Source organism: uncultured Acetobacterium sp. (genome assembly GCF_927416815.1).
Taxonomy (GTDB): Bacteria; Bacillota; Clostridia; order Eubacteriales; family Eubacteriaceae; genus Acetobacterium.
The window spans coordinates 73,859-98,647 of the sequence record NZ_CAKMJU010000007.1 but is presented as its reverse complement, the minus strand read 5'-3'; the positions used below and the strand labels follow the sequence as shown (position 1 = coordinate 98,647).

Genomic DNA, 24,789 nt, shown 5'->3' with positions numbered 1-24,789 from the left:
AATGGGTCATAATCTAATCTTTATCAATCAAGATTAGATCCAGTTTCAACCGGTCTTCTTTATTTGGTGATGACACCATTGCGACCCTTAATTTTTGCTTCATAAAGCGCCTTATCAGCCCGGTCAATCAATGTCTCAAGGGATTCTCCCTTTTTGTAAGCGGTTACTCCAAAACTGCAGGTTTGCCTGAGCCCCCTTGTAAACTCGGTCTGTTCCACAACTGTTCGAATCCGTTCCGCTGTTATCTTGGCTCCATCGCTCGCAGTCATCGGCATGATAATCAGAAATTCCTCGCCACCCCAGCGGCTTAGCATATCAATCGTACGAATTTCCAGAGCTATCAATTTTACCAGCTGAATGAGAATTTCATCCCCCAGATTATGACCATAGGTGTCATTCACCTTTTTAAAATGGTCCATATCCAACATGATAATAGAAAACTCGAGACCGTACCGGTCGCATCTTTTTATTTCATTTTCAATAAACTCATGTGCCTTCATGCGATTATAAGCCTGGGTTAGATAATCACGTTCGGCTAAACGTCGCGCTTCTGTGTTGGCGATCTCTAACTCTTCTGTCACTACTCTGATGAATTTAACCAAGCGGGAAATAATCCGGGTGTGCTGACTAGTAAAGGGATCCAATGGTTTTGGTTTGGCAATCTGATGCTCAAGGCTCTCGCATTTTTTTTCTTCCCCATTTTTTTCTTCTCCCCTTTTTTCTCCATTATGCTCTTTCATACTGACAGCGACCATGGTTGCATTTAGCAGCATAACAGATTTCCCCTGAGAATAGATTTCCCCATAGGTATAGAATCCTGATGTGGGGGCAATGTTTTCAAATGGTCTGGTTTCCAGATCAACCTCGCTCTGCAGTAGAAAACGCCGGCAAATACACGAGTAAAGAAAAATAGCCTCCGGATTAACAGTTTGAATACGATTTTGGATGTCATTGGCTTTTTCAATCATGACTGATGGATTGCCGTAACCAATGCATACTGTTTCCCCTTCTTTCAGATCAGCAATGAATTTAATCGCATTTTCTTCATTAACCTCCATCGGAACCTTGGCATACTGAATGCCATTGCGTTTAAGCAGTAGCGGAAACTCCAAACAATTTAGGAAAAAATCGCCGTCATTCTGAATATCCAGATAGCGATGATACACTTTAAAAGCCGGTTCATCATCGATCTTTTTTACCCAGAGACCATCGGTTTCGGTAATGATCATTTCTTTGCTCAGTGGCTGCCATCCCAGATAGGTATGCATATCAATCTGGATTTTATCGCCTAAAAAAACGACAGCCAGCACCCCTGTTGATGTGCAATTTCCATTTAGCGCGATCAACGGTTCCTGTGCCGCTTCGTAATCACCTGCCCCACCACCAAAAACTGGATAATTCCCGCTTCTACCTGATGAAAAGCCCCTTAAAAAATCTGTAACATTCATCGTAAAAGGGGTCGCCAGAAGCATAATTCCTGCGATTTTTGGACAGGCCATTTCTATTTCTCTCAAAAAACTATTTCCCAATTCGCTTGCATTGCCCTGATCACCCTTGATTAGAAAACCCTGCACTCCGGTTTTTTCAAAAAATGCGAAAGATATCACCGTCGTGTTAATAAGCAGACGCCCCGCTGCAATTTCTCCCATCGTCGTGACTCCCGCAATCACGCCCGTGGGCATCGCAATCCGCAGTGCTGACTCAAGGTCGTTCATCCAGGTGACATCCCGATTAGAAGAAAATATTTGGACAAACACTGAAACTGAGACTCGCATATGGTTCTTGAATTCATCGGTCTGCAGATATTGATTTAAAATATCGATTGACTTTATTGTAATTATTTTATTGACCACTATATTATCTCCTATTCTCAGGATTATCTGTAAGATTTCTTCTTTAAAGCAACTGTTATTTAAATCAGTTTAAACACGCTAACTGTTGACTAAATCACCTTGTCTTAGACCTTTGCCTGAGATAGTGATATTGTACCAAGAATAGCTATCTTTAACCAGACTTTTTACATGATATTTCATCTCAAAATAAAATTATGCTAACAAACCAAATAATTTAATTGTTTCTTAAATTATTTTACTAAACGAAAGTAATTAAGGTAATTTTTCATAAATTAACAGTAGCTATTTGCTATGTAAAGAGTTATAATTGGTTAGTATGCACCAGTTTGCGATGCTACACGCAACAGTATTTTCAAACTTTATCCGGTAAACGTTCTAGTACGGCTCTTATTGTACACGTTTACGCGGCAAATTGAATCTTTAAATTTGAAAGGGGTTACTATGAAAGAGAATCAAGAACCGATCTTAGATCCCGGCAATGACTTGGATTTAACATCAGAAATCAGTGTGAATAAAAAAGAAAGTCTTCCCGAAAAGGAGTATCGAAAAATCCGTATCTCCACCAAATTGCTGGCATTCACCGTTTCGATCATTGCACTGGCGGTATTTTCGCTGGGGATTATCGCCGTGAACCTGGGCGCCACTGCCCTCACCGACCAGGCCAATGACGATACCCAAAAATATACCACCGAAGGCGCTGCCCATGTTGGCTCGATTATCACCGGAAACCTGTCCACCCTTAACGAGGTGGCTTCCCGAGCCCGAGTTACCACGATGGACTGGCAAACTCAGGTCGATGCCATTTCCAATGATGTGGAACGATTAGGTTATCAGGATATTGCCGTTATGAACCTAGAAGGTCATGCCAAGTATATCAATGGCGGCGGTGTGTATGATTCCTGGGGTGAATTCTGGTACGAAGACGGCTTCAATGGAGAGCTTTCCATCTCCGATGTAGCGATCAGTAAGGTCACCAAGGAAGCAGTAGTATTTGATGTCGCACCAATTAAAAACAATGATCAGGTCGTGGGTCTGCTAGTTGGACGACGGAATCCCACTTTCTTAAAAGATACCACTAATGCGATGGGCGACGGTCAACGCCAATACAGTTTTATTGTTAACGAAAATGGCGCGATGATGGCTCATCCAGATGACCAGATGATTTTGGATCAGATTAACGTGTTTGATGACATCGAAAAAGACGGTACCTGGAAAAGCTTTGCCGTTTCTCTAAAAGAACTGGGAACTCAATCTACCGGAATGCTCACTTACACCGTCAATGGTGAGACCAAGATCGGCTCCACTGCACCAATTCCCGGAACAAAATGGACACTGATTGTTGCTCAGTATAAAGATGACGTTTTGGCTCCAATCACCAATCTGCGAAACCTGATTTTATTGATTTCGTTGTTCATTCTTTTGATTGGCGGCGCTGCTGCCTACGTTATGGCACAAAAACTCGCAAAACCGATCATCAAACTGAAAGAAGTTGCCGATCAGGTTGCTGTGGGAAAAGTAAACGTCGACATCGAAATAACTACCCACGATGAAATCGGCGATTTAATGAAGTCCTTTGAAACAATGATCGAAAACAACAAGGGTATGGCCGAAGCTGCTCAGCGGATGGCTCAGGGCGATTTTGAAGTTGAAATCATTCCCCGATCCGACGATGACGTGATCAGCTATTCAATGCTTGCTGTACTGACTGAAATGAACCGGGTTCACGATGCTATTGTAAACATCGGCAACGCCGCTTTAGAAGGCCAACTCAATTATCGGGGTAATACCAATGAATATACCGGTGCCTATAAGGATCTGGTTATCTCTTTGAATAATGTCATCAATACCTTTGTCAAACCGCTCAAAGTTGCTAACAAAGCCATTGAACGGATCGGACATGGGGTCATCCCACCTAAAATCACCACTGAATATAAAGGCGATTTTAACGATCTAAAAAATAATATCAACGCCTGTATTGATGGTCTAGGCGCCTTAACCGAAACCGGTGAAGTCCTCCACCGGCTTTATATCAATGACTTTTCCGCCAAAATGGAAGGCACCTATTTAGGTGTCTTTGGTGATCTGGCCACCTCAGTTAACGAAATCCAATGGAAGCTCAACTATATTCATTCGATTATTAATAATGTCTCTAATGGTGTCATGAGTGACTATGATGACCTGGTAAACATCGGAAAGCGCAGCGATGAAGATGAGTTTATTCCTAGTCTGATTCAAATGATTGAAAATATCCATTCACTGGTCAGCGAAGCCGATGAACTGACCCGACTGGCGGTAGAAGGCGATCTTGATCACCGAGGCGATCCATCCAAGTTCCGGGGCGAGTATGCGCTTGTTATTTCGGGATTCAATCAGACTTTGGATGCTGTTATTGAACCAATCCAGGCCACATCTGCGGCTCTAAATGAACTGGCAAAAGGTAATCTTAGCTTTACTATGGACGGTGATTATAAAGGACAACATGGCAAGATTAAAGAGGATATGAATCGCACCATCAGCTTTCTAAAAAACTATGTCGCGGATATTACCTCCTTACTCCAACTGATTGGCGAAGGTGATCTCACCAAGGAAATCAACGCCTATTATCATGGGGATTTCAATGCTGCCAAGCTGGTCATCAATAATATCACCACCCATTTAAGTGAGGTTATGAAGGAAATTGATGATGCTGCCGCACAGGTCGAATCAGGTGCCATCCAAATCTCCGATGGCGGTCAGGCATTGTCTCAGGGTACCACTGAACAAGCCAGTGCCATCCAGCAACTGACCGCTTCGATTGAAGAGGTGGCAGCTGAAACCAAACAAAACGCCATGAATGCCAATGAGGCCAACGAACGCGCCATTGAGGTTCGCACCAACGCAGAAGTGGGCAATTCTCAAATGGCAAAAATGGTTACCGCAATGGTCGAAATCAATGAATCATCCAATAATATTTCCAAAATTATTAAGGTAATTGATGACATCGCCTTCCAGACCAATATTCTGGCACTCAACGCGGCCGTGGAAGCTGCCCGGGCTGGACAACATGGCAAAGGCTTTGCTGTGGTAGCTGAAGAAGTGCGAACCCTGGCCGCCCGTAGTGCTGAAGCGGCTAAAGAAACCACCGGACTAATCGAAGGCTCGATCGACAAGGTGGCGATTGGCACCAAGATTGCCGATGAAACCGCCGCAAGCCTGATCGAGATTCTCAATGAAATTGAAAAGGTCACTGGTCTGGTTGGCAATATTGCCCGAGCTTCAAATGATCAGGCTTCCGAAATCGCTCAGATTACTAAGGGGATTGAACAGGTCTCGAATGTTGTTCAAACCAACTCTGCCACCGCCGAAGAAAGCGCCGCTTCCAGCGAAGAACTTTCCAGCCAGGCCGAGGTTCTTAAACATATGATCAACACCTTCAAACTAAAAGATTTAAACAAGGTTAATGTTGAAAAAAACATTCACAAAGATACCGCACTACTCAATGAATTGGCTGCTCAACCGCAACTTGCCACCATGGACTGGCAAACCCAGGTGGATGCCATTGCTGGTTTCAAACGGCTGGATTACCAGGACATCGCGATAATGGATCTTGCCGGTCATGCCAAGTACATCAAGGGTGGCGGCGAATTTGATGCCTGGGGTGAATTCTGGTACGAAAACGGCTTTAAAGGAGAACCCTCAGTATCTGAAGTGACCATCAGCAAGGTCACCAATCAACCGGTTGTCTTTGACGTAGCGCCGATTAAAAATAACGGCCAAGTTATGGGATTACTGGTTGGTCGCCGAGCCGCCTCCTGATACATTTTACAAACGCAGAAATCCTGTTTGAATCAGCTGATTCAAACAGGATTTCTTTTGATTCCTAGTGGCGTATTTCTAAACCAGCAATTTCGCAAAATCTACATATCGGGTTCTCGCTTTTTTCTGGGCGTTAATCCTGGCTATATTGATATCCAGATAGTTGGTGATCAGGTTTTCAACAATGCCGGCATCAATTTTTTCATCAAGCGCCATATTTTTTAAAATATCGATAACCTGATCCTTCTTCATTCCCTTCCGGTAGGGTCTATTTTCTGTCACTGCCGTAGCTGATGGGGATTAATGGCTTCAAATTTAAGTACTTTGATCCGTTCCTGCATGCTTAAACCGCCAACATCATGGAGAATTGCTGCAACCGAAACTTCATTTAGCTTCTTTTCATCAAAGCACAACTCTTCACCGAGATTAAAAGCAATATAAGCGACAAGACGTTGATGATGATTCAGTTCTGGACTTACCATGTCAGAAGCTCTGGATAATTGAAGGGTTAACTCTAGTAAAGAGACCATTTTTCTTTTCCTTTCTTTCTGAGACATTCGAGGCAGATAATTATTTTGCTATGATACCATACTTTTGTTAGGATTGTAACACAATTTCTATATAATTTCTATTTCAGATCGCTTTTTAAATTTGATGAAACGCACAAAATCGATCATAACAAAAATACAATTTTATTATGATCGATTTTTCTATAAGGAATTCGCCACACGGTTCACAAACAGCGAAACAATTTGAGGATCAAACTGCGTTCCAGCATGATTCTGAAGCTCCTGCAACGCTTCACTTTTTGTTTTCGCCTTTTTATAAGCTCTTTCAGATAAAATGGTATCATACGAAGCTCCAACAGCCATAATTCGTGCGAATATCGGAATCTCTTCGCCAATCAGTCCTTTGGGATAACCTTTTCCATCCCACCTTTCATGATGGCTCAAAATTGCAGTAGCTATTCCAACCAGTTCTGGTGCGGTATTGATAATATGATAGCCCGTTTCTGGATGCTTTTTTATTATTTCCCATTCTTCGGGGGCTAATTCTCCCCTTTTTTCAAGAATTTCTTTGCTAATTGTTACTTTACCGATGTCATGAAGCTGACTGATCCACTTGAGCTCTTCTAATTCTTTTTCATTCATATTCATTTCCGCAGCTATTCGCTGACAATAATAACAAACCCGTTCTGCATGAATTTTCTCTGCTTCACTCTTTTGACAGAGAGCACCCATAATTGCGTTAATTGTTTTCTTTCGAACTTCGGGTTTCATTATACGTTTATTCTTATACATCATGCTTTCAGCATTTTTAAACAGTTCCGTAAACGGCTCAGCCTTGGAATGCTTGGTTGCCCATCCAAATGAGATTGAAAGAATTCCCTGATCAACCTTACATGAATCAACTGCCTCGATTATTTGGTTCATCCGCTTTTTCACAATCTCTTCGTCTGCATTTGGTAGCAAAATGACAAATTCATCGCCACCCCAACGAACTACCACATCTGAGGAACGGCAACAATGGGTCAAGACCTTACTGGCTGTGATTAATAACGCATCTCCAGCCAGATGTCCAAATGCATCATTGGTCATTTTTAAGCCATTCACATCGCCCATAATGATCGAAAGCGGAAACTGTGACCCATCATCAAATCTTTCCCGTGCTTCCTCATAATAGCGACGATTATATAAACCGGTTAACTGATCATGATAACTCAAGTATTCTATTTTTTCTTTTTGGGCTTTTCGCTCGGATACATCTCTAAAAATCAGCACCACTCCAGTCGTATTACCCTCGTTGTCTTTTACTGGGGTGGCACTATCTTCGATGAAAACCCGTGCACCATTACGGCTGGTAATAACAGCATGGTTTGTTAACTCGTAGGGATGATCTGTTCTGAGCACTTCCTCCACAGGGTTCAGTACATAGTATTCCGGGTTCTCATGGGCCAGATCAAACACCTCATTAAAATCTTTGCCGCGCGCGTCGGAAATGGTCCACCCAGTTAAGTTCTCAGCAACCTTATTTAACATCGTCACCTTTTTTTCAAGATCAACCACGATAATGCCATCCCCCACACTGTTTATAATTCGATCAAGATTTTCGTGGGTACACTCCAATCGCGTGATTAAAAGAAACATCACGACTGCGACAAATAAAAAAATACCCCCCCGCAATATCGGAGCCATTAATAAATTTCCAGTACTTAAATAATCGACTACGATATGAAAACCACCTAGAAACATGGCCAGCTGAATAACATAACGTTTAAACCAGAGACCAACCATGATAATCGCCACATAAAACAGATGCGTATAAACCACGTCTATACCTCTATAGTAATTAAAATAAATCGCCACAAAGATAATCGTGATTAAACTAAAACCAACCAGAAGCAATCTTATCTGGCGATTGATGGTGATTTGAATCTTTTCCAAAACTGATCCCCCATACTTTCACATATGGCCAAATTATAACATGACTACGATTTATTTCAACTATTTTTTATCGGAACTTATCAATATTTTACTGTATATTCATGCATAAACAAAACAACCATTATCAATAGTATCATTCGCTGGCAAATATTTTACATCTCAAACAAAGCATCGCATAACTACCATTCTTAAGAAACACTAGAATATATTAATTTAGGATGTGCCACCTGAAAATAACTTCTTTATCGAACAGGTAGTTTCACGCTATAATAGAGCTATACTGAATATCAATGACAATTGAAGGAGTTTTAACAATGTTAATCGATTTAAGAAGCGATACTGTAACCCAGCCAACTCAGGCCATGCGAATCGCAATGGCCAATGCCCCTGTGGGTGATGACGTTTATGGCGATGACCCTACTGTCAATCAGCTAGAGCAACTGGCCGCTGAAATGCTAGGCAAGGAGGCCGCCTTGTTTGTGCCATCCGGCACCTTTGGTAATCAGCTGGCAATTATGACCCACACCCAGAGAGGAAATGAGCTACTGGTTGGCGATGACTGCCATATCCTGATGCATGAAGTCGGTGCTGCCGCGGTTCTTTCAGGCGTGCAAATTAGAACCTTCCCAGTAACTGATGATGGCATCGATGTCGAAAAATTGGAGCTGATGCTCCGGGGCGATGATATCCACTTCCCGGATACCGGTCTAATCTGCATGGAAAATGCCCAGTCTTCAGGTAAAACTGTTCCCCTTTCCAATATGAAAGCGGTCTATGCTTTGGGACAATCCCAAAATATCCCGGTTCATATTGACGGAGCCAGAATTTTTAATGCTGCCCTTGCCCTGGGCATCACGGCTAAAGAAATTGCCGCCACGGGTGATTCAGTAAACGTCTGTCTCTCCAAGGGATTATGTGCACCGGTAGGTTCATTGCTACTAGGAACTACAAGTTTTATAAAAAAAGCCCGTAAAAACAGAAAACTGATGGGCGGCGGACTCCGTCAAGCGGGAATCTTAGCTGCTGCCGGGATCATCAGTCTAACCGAAATGGTTTCCCGTCTTCAAGAAGATCACCAGAATGCCCGCTATCTGGCCAGTCGTCTGGAAGAAATCGGATCCTGTTCAGTCCTTCGGAATCGTCTGGATATTAATATGGTCTTTTTTAAGCTGCCAGAATCAGTGATTACCGAATCTGCCCTAGTTGCCGGCTTATTGGAAAAAAATATTAAAATCAGCGGACAGGAAGACGGTGAATACCGGTTTGTTACCAATCACGGTGTCAGCTCTGCTGATATTGACTGGGTCATTGAATGCATGAAAACGCTGATAGCCCGTTATACCTGATTTTTACCCTTCATTTTCATGAGCAGATGCATCAAAATCCTTTTATAGTTGGCCTTGACGTGGTATACTAAAATCACTACAAATGGAGGGTTCTTTATGACAGCCACTTTCTACGGAAACCAAGGAGTTGTGAACAGCATCATACTTGATATGGAAACCGATTTCGAAAAACAATTAAGATTTCTAAACACAATCAAATTCACCGATGACTTCAAGCCTGAATGGCTGCCGGATATTGTCAAAATAAGCTTTATTATTCAACCGTCTCTGGGGCAATTCGGTACACCCAATCTGGTTATTATCGCCGAAGAAAAAAGCCTTCAGCGGCATGTCATTTTTGTTGAATCAAAAATTTCGGCCTATGATGACGCGTCGGAAAAATTAAATATAAAACTCTTTCCCAATAAATACAAGGATATCGGCGACAAGCTAAATATCCGGCTGGCACTGATGTATCGTTTGGCCAAAGCTTATCACCATCAAAAAGACGGTGGATTTATTGAAGATGTAGATGAAGCTTACAAGCTTTATCATGACCTGCCAAAGGTTTTAAAAAAACCCGTCATGATCAAACTTTGTATTGAAAAATTCGGATACAATCCGGATTTTTTGTTTGTGGCCATGACGAACGATCCGACTGATATCCAGCCTTTCAAGAATGCCAACTTCCTCCCCCCCATTGGCGTCAGTGGCTGGCGAGCCGAAAAACAATCCTTTGGGTTGATTTCTTTTGCTATGCTTGAAGAGCAAAAGCTGGTTGATCCCCAGGCCGGATATTATGCTGCGTCAAAAGAAAACGTCTTGCATCTGCCAGCAGAAACTGGCTCCAGCAATAACGACCCCACTATTCGGACGATTGTTCTGGATCAATGGCATCCCGATTTAAAGCTGAATTTGGAGGAATTTTTAGTGTCGCTTGGAGATCGGCTTACTACTAGCAAGGTCATTACCTTTAATGGTTCTTACAGTATTAAAGCTGAAGACGGACGAACCCTGGTGAAGCTTTTTGCCGATAAGGAAAAAATGTATATTACCTTGAGAAATGACAATATTCCAGTTGCCTTTAAAGACAAGCCTCGGATCAAAATCGGGGTCGGTCTCAATGCCAAATCTTTTGTTTTGATTTATTCCGGAACCGATGATCTCACCGGCGATCATTACAATAAACTGGCTATGGATCTGATCGAAATCATTGTTGATTTTGTGGAACAATAAACCGCCGTTTCTTAGCAGATCAGCCCAACGTTTCTCTGGAACTTAGCAAAAGCAATTGTTTTATTCTCGTCCTGATAGGTCGGTACAGACAATTGCTTTTTCAATCCCAGAAACTATCGACGATGCTACAATTTCCCCGCGCCAGTGATTATACTGGTTGCCCATGCTCTAGATAAGTATCAACTTTTCTATTCATCTTTTAGTAATACATGGTATAATTATAAATAAATTTGATTAACGATTGGAATGAATGCTTATGCAAGATTTTTTTGCCACAAATAACCAACAACAAGTACTTAACCGCATTTTTTCGCTAAATCTTGGTCTTTTGTGCATTTTAGATATTGATGGATGGTTTAAAATGGTCAATATTTCCTGGGAAAAAACCTTCGGGTATACCGCTGAAGAACTGTCACATTCAAATATCATCGACTATGCTCACCCTGACGATCGCGATGCTACCGCCTTCGTTTTTTCGGAGCTGCTACAAACCAGCCACCGACTGACCTTTTCTAATCGTTTCCGTTCCAAAGACGGCAGCTACCGTTATATCGACTGGGAATTTAATCGCCACGACAGCTACGCCTATGTGGCCGGAACCGACATCACCCACACAAAGCTCTCCGCCGCTGGGCTTAAAGCGGTTCGAAATCAGCTCGAAACAAGCAATATTCAAAATGAATTAGAAGATCTCTGTCCGATCCGACAAAAAATCCTCGTCGTTGACGATTCGCCACTTAATACAAAAATAATGGAAACCGCCCTAATTGATGACTATGAGGTTCTGATTTCACACACTGGAAAAGAAGCGTTGAACATTTGCAATTCCAGCGATCCCCCGGATCTGATCCTATTGGATGTTATAATGCCTGAAATTGATGGCTACGAAATTTGCCGAAGACTCAACCATAGTCCAAAAACAAAGGATATTCCAGTGATCTTTCTAACCTCTCTCACCGCATCCAAGGACATTGAGTTTGGATTGACCTTAGGAGCGATCGATTATATTACTAAACCCTTTAGCATCCCGATTATCAAGGCAAAGATCAAGAACCATCTGGCCTTGAAATATTATCAGGACACCCTTAAAATCAATACTGACGTCGATTCGCTAACCCAGATCGCCAACCGTCGTCGGTTTGACGAAATCATGACGCTGGAAATAAAAAAAGCCAAAAGAACTGGAACCATTTTATCGCTGCTTTTACTCGATATTGATCATTTTAAATTTTACAACGATACCTATGGCCACCTGGAAGGCGATAGCTGTCTGAAAAAAGTGGCAGCTACTCTGGCAGCGACCCTCAAACGCCCCAAGGATCTAGCTGCCCGTTGGGGTGGTGAAGAGTTCACCTGCCTACTCCCTAACACCAATACGAAAGGCGCTCAGAACGTCGCCGAAACCCTGCGCGCAGCAATTCAAAATTTATCTATTCCGCACCTGTCCTCACCAGTTAATGATGTCGTCACTGTTTCGATCGGGGTGGTCTCTTCAGATCCACTTGATGAGAACTCCTTAGATAACTTGTTAAAACATGCTGACGCATCTCTTTACCATGCCAAGGAAGCGGGAAGAAATCAAATCGCTATTTGGCGAGATTTTGCCTCTACAATATAATTGAATGTTTTATTCTTTATCATTTAAGATTGATTCAATTCTATTCTTAGTGTATAATTAGTCAAAACTATTTAAAGAGGAGAATTTGAAATGAAAAAAATTATTGGAATCCAAGTAGGCAATCGTGAAAGTGAAGCTCTTAAAGTTCAAGAATTATTAACTAAAAATGGTTGTATTATTAAGACGCGTCTTGGCTTACATGAATCATCTGATGATCTTTGTAGCACCAGCGGATTGATCATCTTAGAATTTTTGTCAGGTTCTGATACCGAAAGTGAAATTCTTGAAAAAGAGTTATCAACACTTAGTTCAGTTGTCGTCAGAAAGATGGAATTTTAATTAAATCCTTCAAAATATCGAAAAAGCCACTCAATTGAGTGGCTTTTTAAATGTCTTAGATCGGGATCAGTCCTGAGCTTTCAGTACTTTGATAAAATCGATCATATATTCTGGCAGATCCGGAGGCCGACGGCTTGATACGATATGACCATCAATAATCGAAGGGGTATCATGCCAGATGGCACCGGCGTTGGTCATGTCATCTTTGATACCGGGGGTACTGGTGACATTTTTACCTTTAAGGATGCCGGCAGAAATTAATACCCAGCCAGCGTGGCAGATTTCACCTATGACCCGTTTGCGGCGGTCCAGATTGCGGATCATCTCTAAAACCACCGGGAAACGACGGATCGCATCTGGTGCCCAGCCGCCGGGAACCAGAATCCCGTCATAAGCGTCAGGATTGATGTCAGTATAGGCCAGGTCGGACACACAGGGCACCCCATATTTGCCGATGTACTTTTTGCCGGCTTCCTCGCCAACAACATCAACGGTAACCCCTTCTTCCCGTAGGCGAAGTACCGGGTACCATAATTCAAGATCTTCAAAATCATTGCTAATCAAGGCGATAATCTTTTTGTTTTTCATCTTGTTTCCTCCTGTTTTTTTTATTTTAGACATTCCCTCTGGAACCGGGCTTAATCAGTGCGACTTGTCCGGCCTTGCAGACGGGACAGTCGTCGGGATCCCAGGCGGTGATCTCCAGTTTGATGGCTGAATAGATGGGCATGTTAATTTCAACCCCAGCAGCCCGGCGGTCGGCGATGCAGGCAACTCCGAGGACGACGGCACCCAATTCTTCCAGCACTTTTTTTGTTTCAATGGTGGATTTTCCGGTGGTGACGACATCTTCGGTGATGATAACCCGTTCGCCGGGTGTTAATTCAAAGCCGCGTCGCAATTCCATCAGCCCATCTTTACGTTCGGTAAAAATCGCTTCTTTGCCCAATTGTCGGCCGATTTCGTAGGATACGATGACACCGCCCATGGCCGGGCCAACTACCTTGTCAATTTCCAGTGCTTTTAGCTGCTCGACAACCGGTGCTAAGACCTTGGCGGCGGCATCCGGAAATCGTAGCACCTTGGCGCATTGAACGTACTGGTCGCTATGTTTTCCTGATGACAGTAAAAAATGTCCTTCTAAAAAGGCATCAGTTTCTTTCAGAATTTCTAATATTTCTTGACTCATCTTATTCCTCATTTCTGTATTTTAAATTAAACAATTCCCCGGACTTGGCCAATATTGGCAAGGCCTTCGTTGATGCAATAGGCTTCTAAGCCAGCGATGATCTCGATCGGTGCCATCGGGTTGTTAAAATTGATGGTGCCAATTTGTACACAGGTTGCCCCAGCCATAATAAATTCCAGGGCATCTTTCCAATCGCTGATGCCACCCATGGCCATCACCGGGATTGCTACCGCCTGACAAACCTGATGGGTCATCCGCAGGGCAATTGGTTTGACCGCCGGTCCGGATAGACCGGCATAAAGGTTATCAAAAACAACGGCTTTCTTTCTGTAATCAATGGCCATTCCCTGCAGTGTATTGATCAGCGAAATCCCTTGGGCACCAGCATCCTCACAAGCCCGGGCAATGTCAGCGACCGCCTCGCCGTTGGGCGATAATTTAACCATTATCGGATGACGGGAAAGTTCCACAACTTTTCTGGTAATTTCTCCAGCGGTTTCGGCCTTAATACCATAGGCCATTCCCCCTGCTTTTACATTGGGGCAAGAAATGTTCAGCTCAATTAGCTGAGCATCAATAGCATTTAGCTTTTTAATGGCGGTGAGATAAGATTCTTCATCTTTTCCACCGACGTTAACAATGGTTACCGTATCGATTTCTTTTAGATGGGGCCATTCATTCTCAATAAAGGCATCAATCCCGGGGTTTTCCAGACCAATGCTGTTCATTAGCCCGGCCGGGGTTTCCCAGAGCCGCATGCCGGTGTTGCCTGATTTTGGTTCTAAGGTCAGCCCTTTTGAGCAGAGGCCGCCAAGCTTAGCCAAATCATAAAAGGCTTCATACTCTCGACCAAAACCAAAGGTTCCTGAAGCCGGGATCACTGGGTTCTTAAAGAGGATGTCATTAAACTTTGTTTCCAGATATTTAGACATTAAAGACCTCCTCTCTGACAAATACCGGGCCGTCTTTGCAGACTTTTTTATTGCCGGATCGGGTTTCACAGCTACAACCCAGACAGGCACCGATCCCGCAGGCCATATGCGCTTCCAGCGAAACATAAACAGTATTATCTACCGGCACGGTTTTAGCCACCGTTTCCATCATAATTTCCGGTCCGCAGGTCACCACCGTTTCACTAGCTAAAACTACAAGTTTATCGGTAATAATTCCCCCAACATCGAGAATCATTTCATCGGCCAAGGCCTCAAAGGCATCAACCCCGTAGGCACTATCGCGAAATCCCAGATAGATCCGGCACTTCCCAGTGGGGTTTTGTTCCTGATAGTGTCGCACCAGATAATAAAGCGGTGCTGTCCCGATACCGCCGCCAACCACACACAAATCGCCAGTGATTTCCGGAAAGCCATTACCGTAGGGACCCTGGATGGTCACCTGATCATCGGTCTGAAGCTGGGATAAGATTTCGGTTCCTTTTCCCACCACCTGGTATAAAAAGGTGAGCTGACCGGATTCGTAATTATGAACGCTGATCGGTCGAGAAAGCAGCGGATCTTTGTCCCAGGCGCGCAGCATAAAGAATTGCCCTGGCTTTACTACTCCGGTAAAAGCGACAGTCATTTTAAAAATCCCCGGTGATATAGCAATGTTATTTAGGATTAAAGCCATTTAAGAATATCCTCCTGCATTGCCAGAGTTGCGTTTCGAATATGCTCGGCAAAGCCCTCGTCTTCGCAACCAGCCTTTTGGTGGCCAGTGATCAGTCCCCGGGATGAGTTAACCACCGCACAGCGGGATTTTTTTAGAATATTGGCAATATCCTCACCGGTTCCGCCCTGGGCGCCGTAGCCAGGCACTAAAAAGAAGGTATGGGGACAACGTGCCCGAATCGCTTCAAATTCTTCCGGACGAGTCAGTCCAACCACCGAGCCGATCGCTGAAAATCCATTTTCGCCGCGGAAGGCACTTCCCCAGGCTTCGATCTTATCCCCGATAATTTCGTAGATAGTATCATCGCCAACCTGCAGGTTCTGGAGATCCACCGCTGATGGGTTGGATGTTCGTTGCAGAATGAAGATACCTTTGTTGTTTTCATTAATATATTTATAATAGGGTGATACCGCATCTTCACCCATATAGGCGTTAACGGTCATAATATCTACCTCGAAATCACCTGTGAAATGACCTTTAGCATACTGATCGCCAGTCGATGAAATGTCGCCCCGCTTGACATCACCAATAACGACAATGCCTTTGCTCCTGGCATATTTAACGGTTTCGCTGTAGGCCTTCATGCCGTCAAGTCCTAGTGACTCGTAACAGGCAATCTGAACCTTGTAGCAGGCAGCCAGATCCTCGGTGGCATCGATCGTTTTTTTATTAAATTCAGTTATTCTTTCACCATCAGACCAGTCCTTGTCCAACAAGTATTTTGGCAAAAATTTTAAGGTTGTATCCAGACCCACACAGATCGGTCCTTTTTTTACAGCTTCATGATATAGCCGATCGATTATCATCATATTTTATTTCTCCCTTCACCATCGTCATCATTACTTTTCCTTTTAGGGTCTCGCCACCAAAGGGATTGTTTTTACTTTTTGAAATGAATTCTTTGGGTTTTATTTTCCCTTCCCAGTTCAGATCCACTAAAACCAGATCCGCCGGATACCGTTCTTTGATTAGTCCGGCTTTAAGGCCCAAGCGTTTAGCCGGGGCGTTGCTGAGCATCTCGCTAAGCGTCTCCAAGTCAATGCCGTTCTGCTCAAAGACCGTGTAATACATGGCAAAGGCGATTTCAAAGTTATTAATTCCCGGGGCGCCTTTTTGTTTGTCGGCTTCAGAATGGGGGGCATGATCAGTACCACACATATCAATGACGCCAGCCTTGATCCCTTCGATTAAAGCACGGCGGTCGGGATAAGTCCGAAACGGTGGATTGACCTTGTAGTCCATCGCCGAGGCAAAGATGTGATGAGGGGTCACCTCGCAGGTAATATCCAGACCCTTTTCTTTGGCTTCGACAATCAGCTCCAGGGTGTCTTTTTTGCTGATATGGCAGACATGCAGATGACCGCCGATTTCTTCAAGCAATTTAACATCCCGTCGTACCAATTCGGTTTCCGGCTGGCAATGGGTTAATAAAATAAAATCATGCTCGCTCGAAGCCTTAAGTCCAGCCACCATGATGTCTTGATTCATAATCGAAACTCCATCATTAGAAAAAACATTGGTCAGCGGACGCAAGGGTTCGATCTCGACAAGCTCTGCATCATTAAACGCTTTTGTCAATGCCGCCACCTGAATCAGGTTACAAAGCTGCAGATCCTCGGCTTTGTCGAGATTGGCTTTTAACGGAGCGACCTCATCGATGACAGGATTGGTATTAGCCATCGCTACCAGAGTGGTAAACCCGCCTTTTAATGCTGCCTGCATGCCGCTTTCGATGGTTTCTTTATATTCATAGCCGGGGTCTCGCAAATGGCAATGCATATCAATAAATCCTGGCATCAGCAGATAGCCCCTGCCGTCGATTTCCTGATCATATGCTGTTTTGACATTCCCTTTTTCTTTATACACTTTCTTTATTTTTCCGTCTTCAATCAATACCTTGCCAAACCGCCTTCCGTCAGCATCAACCATTTCAATGTTCTTGATTAAGGTTTTCATCGTTCCTCCTTTTTTATTCTTCTTCGATAAAGGTGGTATAGGCGTCACAGTACTCACAGCGGTATTGTTTTTTCTCCTCATTTACCAGAAAAAATTGAATGTCTTTGACATCCTCGTACTGGGTAATGCAACGGGGATTTTTACAGGTCATTATGCCATTAACAACTTTCGGCAAGGTTAAACTTATTTTTTTGTAGAGCTCGCCATTTTTCACAAAGTTAATGGTAACATTGGGATCAATCAGACCGAGTACGGTCATATCAATTTGCATGTCGGTTTCGATTTTGATTAAGTCCTTTTGTTTCATTTTCTTGCTGGGGATATTTTTAAGCAAAACGACCACATCATCAATGTCATTGAGATGAAGTTCCTTATAAATTTCAAAACCGTGTCCCGCTTCAATATGGTCAATGATAATACCTTTTTTTAGTTTTGATACGTTGATCATTTTTTATCCTCCACTCCCAGAAGTTTGGCAATCAGTGCCATTCGTACATACATTCCATATTTAGCCTGGGCAAAATAAACCGCCCGGGGATCCTCATCCACCTCGGTAGATATTTCGTTTACCCGGGGTAAGGGATGCATGACGATCATGTCTTGCTTGGCCGCCTTCATTTTCTTTTTATCGAGAATATAATAGTTTTTTAAGCGCAGGTATTCTTCCTCGTTGACAAACCGTTCCCGTTGTACCCGTGACATATAAAGAATATCCAGCTCGCCGATAACCTCATCAAGACTGGTAATTTCCTGATAGGTTTTGGGATCCAACTGATTAAGAATATGAGCCGGCATTTTAAGTTCGGTGGGAGAAATAAAAACAAACCGAACCCCCTGATAGCGGTTCAGCATTTTAACCAGGGAATGAATCGTTCGACCAAAAAGTAAGTCACCACAGACCCCTACCACATGGTTGTCGCAGCCACCCTTGTATTTCCTGATCGTCAGCAGATCGGTCAAGGTCTGGGTGGGATGTTCATGGCCGCCATCACCAGCATTGATAACTGGCATTTCGTTAGCAAATTTGGACACCAGCCGGGCTGTTCCCTCACGGGGATGCCGGATCACGGCGATGTCTGAATAGCACTCGATGGTTCTGATGGTATCACCCAGACTTTCGCCCTTCGATACCGACGAATTATTAGGATCATCAAAGCCGATGATTTCGCCGCCTAAACGCAGCATCGCCGCTTCAAAACTAAACCGCGTCCGGGTAGAAGGCTCATAAAAAAGGCTGGCTAATATTTTCCCCTTACAAACCAAAGAATAACCCTCGGGATCTGCAATAATATTATCAGCCAGCTGCATAATCGATTCAATTTCGTTTAGTTGAAAGTCTCCAGGCTCAATTAAATGTCTTCCTTTTAACATAATATTCCTCCTATGATAAACACAATTATGGGCAAAAAACAAGCCGCTTTATAAAAATAGCGGCATACTTTCTAACAGGCATTTTCCCTCATTAAATGTATCGTTCCTTTTGCACCTCTATGCCTTGCTTAATAAAGCCTGCATAATCAATTACAGTAATCATAATTTAATTAACCAAAATTGTCAATGGACTTTGATTAAAAGAAGCTGTAATTTTAAGATAATCTTTGAACTTCAGTTAGTCGAAGATCACACACTCTATGATTTGACTGGAATTTCAAGGCAGATAATGGTATGATAATAAAAAAAGGAGGGATTCTATGTATTTCGTAACGTATCAATATAACGCATTTAGTGAAGGCGGCATTCTAACCGCTGATGAAACAAAGGTATTACCCATAACAACCATTGGTAAACTGTTGGGTCTTAAATTTCCGGAGCCTCTGATTGACTTTATTCCACTGGCTACTGATGAACTGCTAGCAGAGATCAAAGAAATCATGACTCTACATCAGAATCTGGGGATCGATCTGGAACTGGTCAAGCTGCTGGCTCCGATTCCCAAACCGCCAAGAAATATTTTCTGTCTGGGCAAAAACTATGCCGACCACGCTCAGGAAATTAAAAACATTCCCTCATTGGGGGAAGTGCCTGAAAATCCAATTTACTTCTCTAAACTATCTAACGCAGTCACTGGCCCGGATACGGTGATTTTATCCCATGCCAAGGCTACCAAGCAGATCGACTATGAGGTGGAACTGGCCATTGTCATTGGCAAAGAAGGGTGTGATATTTCTAAAGAAGAAGCTGAAGATTATATTTTTGGTTACACTATTGCCAATGACATAACGGCTCGGGATCTTCAGAAAAAGCACTCGCAATGGTACAAGGGCAAATCCCTGGATACTTTTTGTCCACTGGGTCCTCGGATCCTCCATAAGAGTGATCTGAGAATTCCCTTTGACCTGAACATCACCTGCCGCGTTAACGGTGAGGTGCGTCAGCACTCCAATACCGGTCAGATGATTTTTGACATTCCCTCAATTATCAGTGACCTGTCTCAAGGAATGACACTCATGCCGGGAGATATCATTCTTACTGGAACTCCCGCCGGTGTCGGCTTTGCCAAGGATCCGCCCGAATTCCTCAAGCATGGGGATCAGATTGAAGCCGAAATCGAAAAAATCGGGATCCTGCGAAACACCATTGAATAACGACAAATGAACACCCTTACAAAAAGCCAGCATCTTCTTTGGGATCCGTCCCAAGATGATGCTGGCTTTAATACTAAGGCATGATGTTTTCGCAACCCAGTGTTTGCCTATAAACATATAATCTTACCTTGCGTTCTACACAGGCAAACGTTTTATACTAAATACCCCGACTGCGGCCACAAACAGCACCACAATAAAGACGGCGAAACCGCTGATGATGAGCGTGGTATTGGCCTGACCATTGACAATCGCAAGACCATCAAAACTATTGTATAGGGAGAATTTTCCCAAGAATTCAGTCCGTTCAGACAACTTACTGAGAATGTTTAAGATAAAAAAAACAATCGGTATCAGCGCACCAAAGAACAACGCCGGTTTTGAACTGTTGAACAAGCAGGAAAAGAAAAAACAGAACATCGCGATCGTCATGGTCATCAGACAGGCTCCCAAATTCAGCTTTAAGAATACTCTTGCTTCAAGCATTCCCGGGAAAAACTGTTCACTCATGGCATAGCCAACTAAAAAGAGCACCGTAAACAAAACCGCAATCGAGGCCAGCAGATAAATCCCCTGAGTCACAATGATTTTAATCCGACTGTTTGGGGTACACAGCAAACTGGTAAACGACCCCTCATAAACCCATTTTGCGACCAGTCGGTTGGCCAGAATAATGCAGTAGACCATTGGAAAGAGATAAATCAGAAAACCGTAAAAGAGACTTGCAATAAATCCGGTAAGACCACTTTCAATGGTACCAAAGCCCATGGCATTTACCAGGCTAGTCGGTAAAATTGACATCATATCCATCATTGCGCCTACCCCGCTGGGATCATAAATATAGATAATGACGGCCAGATAAATAGACATCAGAGCGACAAAAACGAACAATAACAGGGTGTTGTTTTTGATATTTTTAAGAAATAATGGAATACTCATGCTTTTGTCACCTCACGAACTTTTTCTTCCTGATCTGGCTGAGCTTTGATTTTTGTTTTCTTTTCAGCCAGCAATTTTCGTTTTTCCTGCGGTTTTTCTTTCATTCTTTCTTGCGGTTTTTCGATCAGTTTTTTTTCTTTCACTTCTTTTTTGATCTCATGGTGATTTATTTCCTTCTGATAATGCTTCTTAAAAATTTCTTCCAAGGATTGATTTTTTGAATTAAATACTAATACTTTTTCATGGGATAAAACCTTCATCAGAACATCAATCCGATCACCCGGAGCAAAAATTTCGTAGTCGCTCTGTGAAAACTGCAGATAACCGAAACCATACTTTTTAATTTGCTCGAGATTCGGCGGTGCTGAAAATTTAACCAGATAGGCCTTTGTTTCTTCGGCGCGAAGGCTGACAATGTCCATGTTTTCGACCAGATGGCCTTCTTTAAGAACCCCAACCCGGTCACAGGTTCGTTCCACCTCTTCAAAGCGATGGGTTGACAGCAACACCGTTTTTCCGCGGCGTTTTTCTTCGAGAATGAGGTCTAAGAATCGGGACTGCATCAGCGGATCCAGGCCGCTAGTCGGTTCATCCAGCACCAGGGTTTGGGGATCATGCATCATAGCTGTAACGAAAGCTAGCCTTTTTTTCATACTAGTTGACATATTTTCAATTTTTCCCCGGGTTTCCACTTCAAACCGTTCAATTAGCGAATCTCTGAGCTTGGCGTCTTTCTGTCCAAACATGCCGCGCATCTGAGTAATAAAATTGAGGTATTCCTTTACCCGCATATTATCAAAAAGAACCACATCTTCAGGGACATAACCGAGATTTTTTTGAATCGCAGATGCCCTGGAAAAACAGTTTAACCCATCAATGGTGGCTTTACCCCGGCCAGCGCGGATCAATCCCATCAGCATCCGAATGGTGGTCGTTTTGCCGGCATTGTCTGGGCCGACATAACCAAAAGCCTCACCCTTTTCAACCTTGAAATTTAAGTTGAAAATACCTTTAGTGCTTGAATATTTAAGGGTAACGTCGGTTAATTCAATCATTTTTTTCTCCTTACAAACATTATTCCGTTTTATCGTTGGGATCAACCAATTGGTCAATCCGTTTGTTCAGTTCATTGGCAATGCGGCCAAAATCTGAACCGGTAAGGGTTTCCCCCCGGATTCCCGGTGATATATTACAGATCTCTAATACCTCAAGCAGGACGCTTTTGTCAAATGGGGTATTCATCGACAGCCCATTGATCAAGGTTTTTCGTCGATTCAGAAAACTGGCTTTGACAACCGCTAAAAACAATTCCTTATTCTCCAGTTCTATTTTAGGAACTGCCAGTTTTTTTAAGGTTACGACGATCGAATCGACCTTGGGTTTGGGGATAAACACATGGGAGGGCACATCAAAATCAATCGAAATATCGGCATAAAATTGTGCTACAATACTTAGCGATCCGTAGGCTTTTGTGCTGGGAACCCCACACAGACGCTCGCCCACTTCTTTTTGTATCAGGAAGGTCATGCTCTCAATTGGCAGATCTGATTCCAGAAAACCCATAATAATAGGAGTCGTAATATAATAGGGTAGATTTGCCACAATTTTTAGCGGCATGGTAGTAAGATGATCGCCTAGTACCTCCTTGACGTTAGTTTTTAGAATATCGCCCTGGATAATTTCTACATTGTCACATTCTTTAAGCGTCTCCTTAAGCACCGGTATCAGTTTTTTATCTATTTCTACTGTCACAACCTTGCCGGCATGTTCACTGAGCGCCTGAGTCATGGTACCAATCCCCGGACCGATTTCAAGCACTAGATCTCTTTCACTTACATCTCCGGCTCTGACAATTTTTTGAACAATATTTTCATCAATTAGAAAATTTTGTCCAAAACGTTTATTAAAGTGGAGATCATATTTTTTTAGCAATCCTTCAATGACCCGTGGTGAAGTTAATTTTTCCATTCATTTCCTTTCGTTTTGTAAATATTAACGCACTCTGAGAGTCCTCAGAAGTTTTTTTTTATAACTTGATTATTATACACCTAATTTAATCCCGCGGGAAGACCTTATCACGAATTCGACGCGGAAAGGCACGCGCTTTTGGACATTTAAGGCGCTATTTATGATATCTTCAACCATTATAGCGTCAAATCTTTCTTTTCGCAAATCTTCCAATATTCTATGTCGAAGTATCCTGCTTTTGCCTTTCATCGATTAAGCTAGTGATAAATATAGCTAACACCATATTACTTCCTTGAAATAAAAGAAGCTTCTCAAAATATCATGCGCGTTTAACGACTCAAACAACCGTCAACCCCATCGTTTTTTTATTGCCTGATATGCTTTATCACCCTTTCAGGAGCTCGCTGTTGGCAACATTTCTGAAAAGCTAAATTTTTTCTGTAGATTTATTAGAAAGCTGATGGCATTTAGCTAAAAAAGAAAACGTCATCATGACTCAAGCTCGACTCTTATTTTTACTTTCCTACAAACTATTTCAATTTTGCTTAATGCTAAATTAATCACTTTTAGAAATGATTCTTCATTAATTTTTGATCCGATTGCCGATCATCGAACGTTTTCCCTTTAATAAAGCCATTTCTTTGTCAATACCAATCAGTTTAGATCGACTTATTTTTGCACTTTCTTAAATGGATTTAATCATCAACTTGCAAAATGTCCAGCTCTAATGTATTATACACATTGCTAATTTGTAAATAAATTGCAACAATCAATGATGCATTTAAGTCACGTCAACATCGTGACACCATCATGTTTTGACATTGGAGGTCAAATGAAGAAAAACTTAATAAAGAACGCCTGTGTAAGCCTTGCCTTTGCTTTATGCCTGGGCATCGCCCCAAGTGCCGTTATAGCAGAAGCAGCCGAGGTGGATTCAATGCCAATTGCCGTGGCCGTTGATACTTCCGAAAATTCTGCCCCCCTGCCCAGCTTATTCTCAGCACGAGCCACAGCACCAGCCGCTGATAATGCCTATTTCTTTGCCAATAACCCTTATGCCCAGGGTGGCTACGGTATGCCAAACTGTACCGCCTACGCCTTTGGCCGGGCATATGAAATTTTGGGAACCATACCAAACTTACGCATGGGTAATGCAAATTCCTGGTGGGCTTATAATCAAAGCACCGGCTATTATCCCTCCGGATCGACCCCCAAACTTGGCGCCGTGATCTGTTGGGGCGGTAGTTCAGACGGCCATGTAGCCATTGTTGAGGCGATTAATGGTAATACGGTCACCCTTTCCGAATCAACCTACAGCGGCGTTTATTTCCAGAATTACAGCTATACTATCGGTGCTGAAGATGCTACCTCTGTTGGCGGTTTCCAGGGTTACATCTATCTCGGCGATTATATTGACGCCTCAATGGACACAAGCCCCCCAGCCCTATCAGATGTACTAGCTACCGACTATCAAGGTGAAGGAATCAAGGTCACCGCCCTGGTTTCTGATGACTTAAGCGGCATCGATAAAGTTTTCTTTCCAGTGTGGACTGAAAATGGCGGTCAGGATGATTTAATCTGGCATCAAGGAACCGTTACCGGCAATGTGGCCAGCGTCTTTATCCCATACAGTGATCACAATACTGAACTTGGTGATTATAATGTCCATGTTTATGCTTATGACAAAGCCGGTCATTATACTATGACTGCTACCTTGATTACAAAGGCCGACACCTTTACCAGCTTGGGTAAAGTTGCTCAAGCAAGCTAAGCACCCGCTACCAAAACAAAAAATCCTTCCAGATAACGTTAATCGACGTCACTGGAAGGATTTTTTCTGCTTAAAGCGATTGTTCCGGTCAGACTGACGATGATAA

Annotated in this window: 22 protein-coding genes; 7 read left to right on the top strand and 15 right to left on the bottom strand. The window is 43.0% G+C overall.

Annotated features, from left to right (window positions below; translation table 11 throughout):
• Positions 1–59: 59 nt before the first annotated feature.
• The gene (locus QZ998_RS01650; protein WP_296557490.1) at positions 60–1,853 is read right to left on the bottom strand and encodes a GGDEF domain-containing protein; all 1,794 of its coding nucleotides are present in this window, start codon (positions 1,851–1,853) and stop codon (positions 60–62) included.
• A 441-nt stretch (positions 1,854–2,294) separates the two neighbouring features.
• On the opposite strand from QZ998_RS01650, the gene QZ998_RS01645 reads away from it, so the two are divergent.
• Positions 2,295–5,648, top strand: a complete 3,354-nt coding sequence (locus tag QZ998_RS01645; RefSeq protein WP_296557489.1) for a methyl-accepting chemotaxis protein — start codon at positions 2,295–2,297, stop codon at positions 5,646–5,648.
• Between the two features lie 78 nt (positions 5,649–5,726).
• Here the strand turns inward: QZ998_RS01645 and QZ998_RS01640 are convergent, their stop codons facing one another.
• The 3 genes from QZ998_RS01640 to QZ998_RS01630 form a co-directional block, all read right to left on the bottom strand.
• Entirely contained in the window at positions 5,727–5,930 is a 204-nt protein-coding gene (locus QZ998_RS01640; protein ID WP_296557488.1) for a hypothetical protein, read from the bottom strand.
• Positions 5,927–6,178 carry an HD domain-containing protein gene (locus QZ998_RS01635; RefSeq protein WP_296557485.1) on the bottom strand — a complete coding sequence of 84 codons (252 nt, stop codon included), beginning with the start codon at positions 6,176–6,178 and terminating at the stop codon, positions 5,927–5,929. The genes QZ998_RS01640 and QZ998_RS01635 overlap by 4 nt, the downstream gene beginning before the upstream one ends.
• A gap of 180 nt (positions 6,179–6,358) precedes the next feature.
• The gene (locus tag QZ998_RS01630) at positions 6,359–8,092 is read right to left on the bottom strand and encodes an HD domain-containing phosphohydrolase (RefSeq protein WP_296557484.1); all 1,734 of its coding nucleotides are present in this window, start codon (positions 8,090–8,092) and stop codon (positions 6,359–6,361) included.
• A 314-nt stretch (positions 8,093–8,406) separates the two neighbouring features.
• On the opposite strand from QZ998_RS01630, the gene ltaE reads away from it, so the two are divergent.
• The 4 genes from ltaE to QZ998_RS01610 all read left to right on the top strand — a co-directional run bounded on the left by ltaE (position 8,407) and on the right by QZ998_RS01610 (position 12,610).
• Positions 8,407–9,438: a low-specificity L-threonine aldolase gene (ltaE, locus tag QZ998_RS01625; RefSeq protein WP_296557482.1), complete on the top strand. Its 1,032-nt coding sequence runs from the start codon at positions 8,407–8,409 to the stop codon at positions 9,436–9,438.
• Between the two features lie 96 nt (positions 9,439–9,534).
• Entirely contained in the window at positions 9,535–10,653 is a 1,119-nt protein-coding gene (locus QZ998_RS01620; RefSeq protein ID WP_296557481.1) for a hypothetical protein, read from the top strand.
• 250 nt (positions 10,654–10,903) lie between these two features.
• On the top strand, positions 10,904–12,271 hold the full coding sequence (locus QZ998_RS01615; protein WP_366512370.1) for a diguanylate cyclase: 1,368 nt from the start codon (positions 10,904–10,906) through the stop codon (positions 12,269–12,271).
• Between the two features lie 90 nt (positions 12,272–12,361).
• Positions 12,362–12,610, top strand: coding sequence for a hypothetical protein (locus QZ998_RS01610; RefSeq protein WP_296557477.1), 249 nt, complete (start codon positions 12,362–12,364; stop codon positions 12,608–12,610).
• Positions 12,611–12,676: 66 nt separating this feature from the next.
• On the opposite strand, the gene QZ998_RS01605 is transcribed toward QZ998_RS01610, so the two are convergent.
• Genes QZ998_RS01605 through pyrB form a run of 8 tightly spaced genes read right to left on the bottom strand, consistent with a single transcriptional unit; the run spans position 12,677 to position 18,794 of the window.
• A complete protein-coding gene (locus QZ998_RS01605; protein WP_296557476.1) occupies positions 12,677–13,198 on the bottom strand; it encodes a type 1 glutamine amidotransferase domain-containing protein in 522 nt (173 codons plus the stop codon).
• Positions 13,199–13,223: 25 nt separating this feature from the next.
• Entirely contained in the window at positions 13,224–13,799 is a 576-nt protein-coding gene (gene pyrE, locus QZ998_RS01600; RefSeq protein ID WP_296557474.1) for an orotate phosphoribosyltransferase, read from the bottom strand.
• Between the two features lie 26 nt (positions 13,800–13,825).
• Positions 13,826–14,731 carry a dihydroorotate dehydrogenase gene (locus tag QZ998_RS01595; RefSeq protein WP_296557472.1) on the bottom strand — a complete coding sequence of 302 codons (906 nt, stop codon included), beginning with the start codon at positions 14,729–14,731 and terminating at the stop codon, positions 13,826–13,828.
• Positions 14,724–15,425 carry a dihydroorotate dehydrogenase electron transfer subunit gene (locus QZ998_RS01590; RefSeq protein WP_296557471.1) on the bottom strand — a complete coding sequence of 234 codons (702 nt, stop codon included), beginning with the start codon at positions 15,423–15,425 and terminating at the stop codon, positions 14,724–14,726. The genes QZ998_RS01595 and QZ998_RS01590 overlap by 8 nt, the downstream gene beginning before the upstream one ends.
• Entirely contained in the window at positions 15,416–16,276 is an 861-nt protein-coding gene (gene pyrF / locus QZ998_RS01585) for an orotidine-5'-phosphate decarboxylase (RefSeq protein WP_296557469.1), read from the bottom strand. The genes QZ998_RS01590 and pyrF overlap by 10 nt, the downstream gene beginning before the upstream one ends.
• Positions 16,248–17,423: a dihydroorotase gene (locus QZ998_RS01580; RefSeq protein ID WP_296557467.1), complete on the bottom strand. Its 1,176-nt coding sequence runs from the start codon at positions 17,421–17,423 to the stop codon at positions 16,248–16,250. Before QZ998_RS01580 ends, pyrF begins: the two co-directional genes overlap by 29 nt.
• 13 nt (positions 17,424–17,436) lie before the next feature.
• Entirely contained in the window at positions 17,437–17,871 is a 435-nt protein-coding gene (locus QZ998_RS01575; protein ID WP_296557465.1) for an aspartate carbamoyltransferase regulatory subunit, read from the bottom strand.
• Entirely contained in the window at positions 17,868–18,794 is a 927-nt protein-coding gene (gene pyrB, locus QZ998_RS01570; protein ID WP_296557464.1) for an aspartate carbamoyltransferase, read from the bottom strand. The genes QZ998_RS01575 and pyrB overlap by 4 nt, the downstream gene beginning before the upstream one ends.
• Positions 18,795–19,114: 320 nt before the next feature.
• Here pyrB and QZ998_RS01565 point away from each other — a divergent pair, with 320 nt between their 5' ends.
• On the top strand, positions 19,115–20,008 hold the full coding sequence (locus QZ998_RS01565; RefSeq protein WP_296557463.1) for a fumarylacetoacetate hydrolase family protein: 894 nt from the start codon (positions 19,115–19,117) through the stop codon (positions 20,006–20,008).
• Positions 20,009–20,143: 135 nt separating this feature from the next.
• On the opposite strand, the gene QZ998_RS01560 is transcribed toward QZ998_RS01565, so the two are convergent.
• From QZ998_RS01560 to rsmA, 3 genes are read right to left on the bottom strand one after another with little or no spacing between them, the layout of a single operon-like run.
• Complete coding sequence (locus tag QZ998_RS01560; protein ID WP_296557461.1) at positions 20,144–20,944, bottom strand: hypothetical protein; 801 nt, start codon at positions 20,942–20,944, stop codon at positions 20,144–20,146.
• Entirely contained in the window at positions 20,941–21,999 is a 1,059-nt protein-coding gene (locus tag QZ998_RS01555) for an ABC transporter ATP-binding protein (RefSeq protein WP_296557460.1), read from the bottom strand. The genes QZ998_RS01560 and QZ998_RS01555 overlap by 4 nt, the downstream gene beginning before the upstream one ends.
• A gap of 19 nt (positions 22,000–22,018) precedes the next feature.
• The gene (gene rsmA, locus QZ998_RS01550) at positions 22,019–22,912 is read right to left on the bottom strand and encodes a 16S rRNA (adenine(1518)-N(6)/adenine(1519)-N(6))-dimethyltransferase RsmA (RefSeq protein WP_296557458.1); all 894 of its coding nucleotides are present in this window, start codon (positions 22,910–22,912) and stop codon (positions 22,019–22,021) included.
• Positions 22,913–23,744: 832 nt separating this feature from the next.
• Between rsmA and QZ998_RS01545 the strand changes: the two genes are divergently transcribed.
• Positions 23,745–24,683 (top strand): CHAP domain-containing protein, encoded by a 939-nt coding sequence (locus tag QZ998_RS01545; RefSeq protein WP_296557457.1) that lies wholly within the window; start codon positions 23,745–23,747, stop codon positions 24,681–24,683.
• The last annotated feature ends 106 nt before the right edge of the window (positions 24,684–24,789 follow it).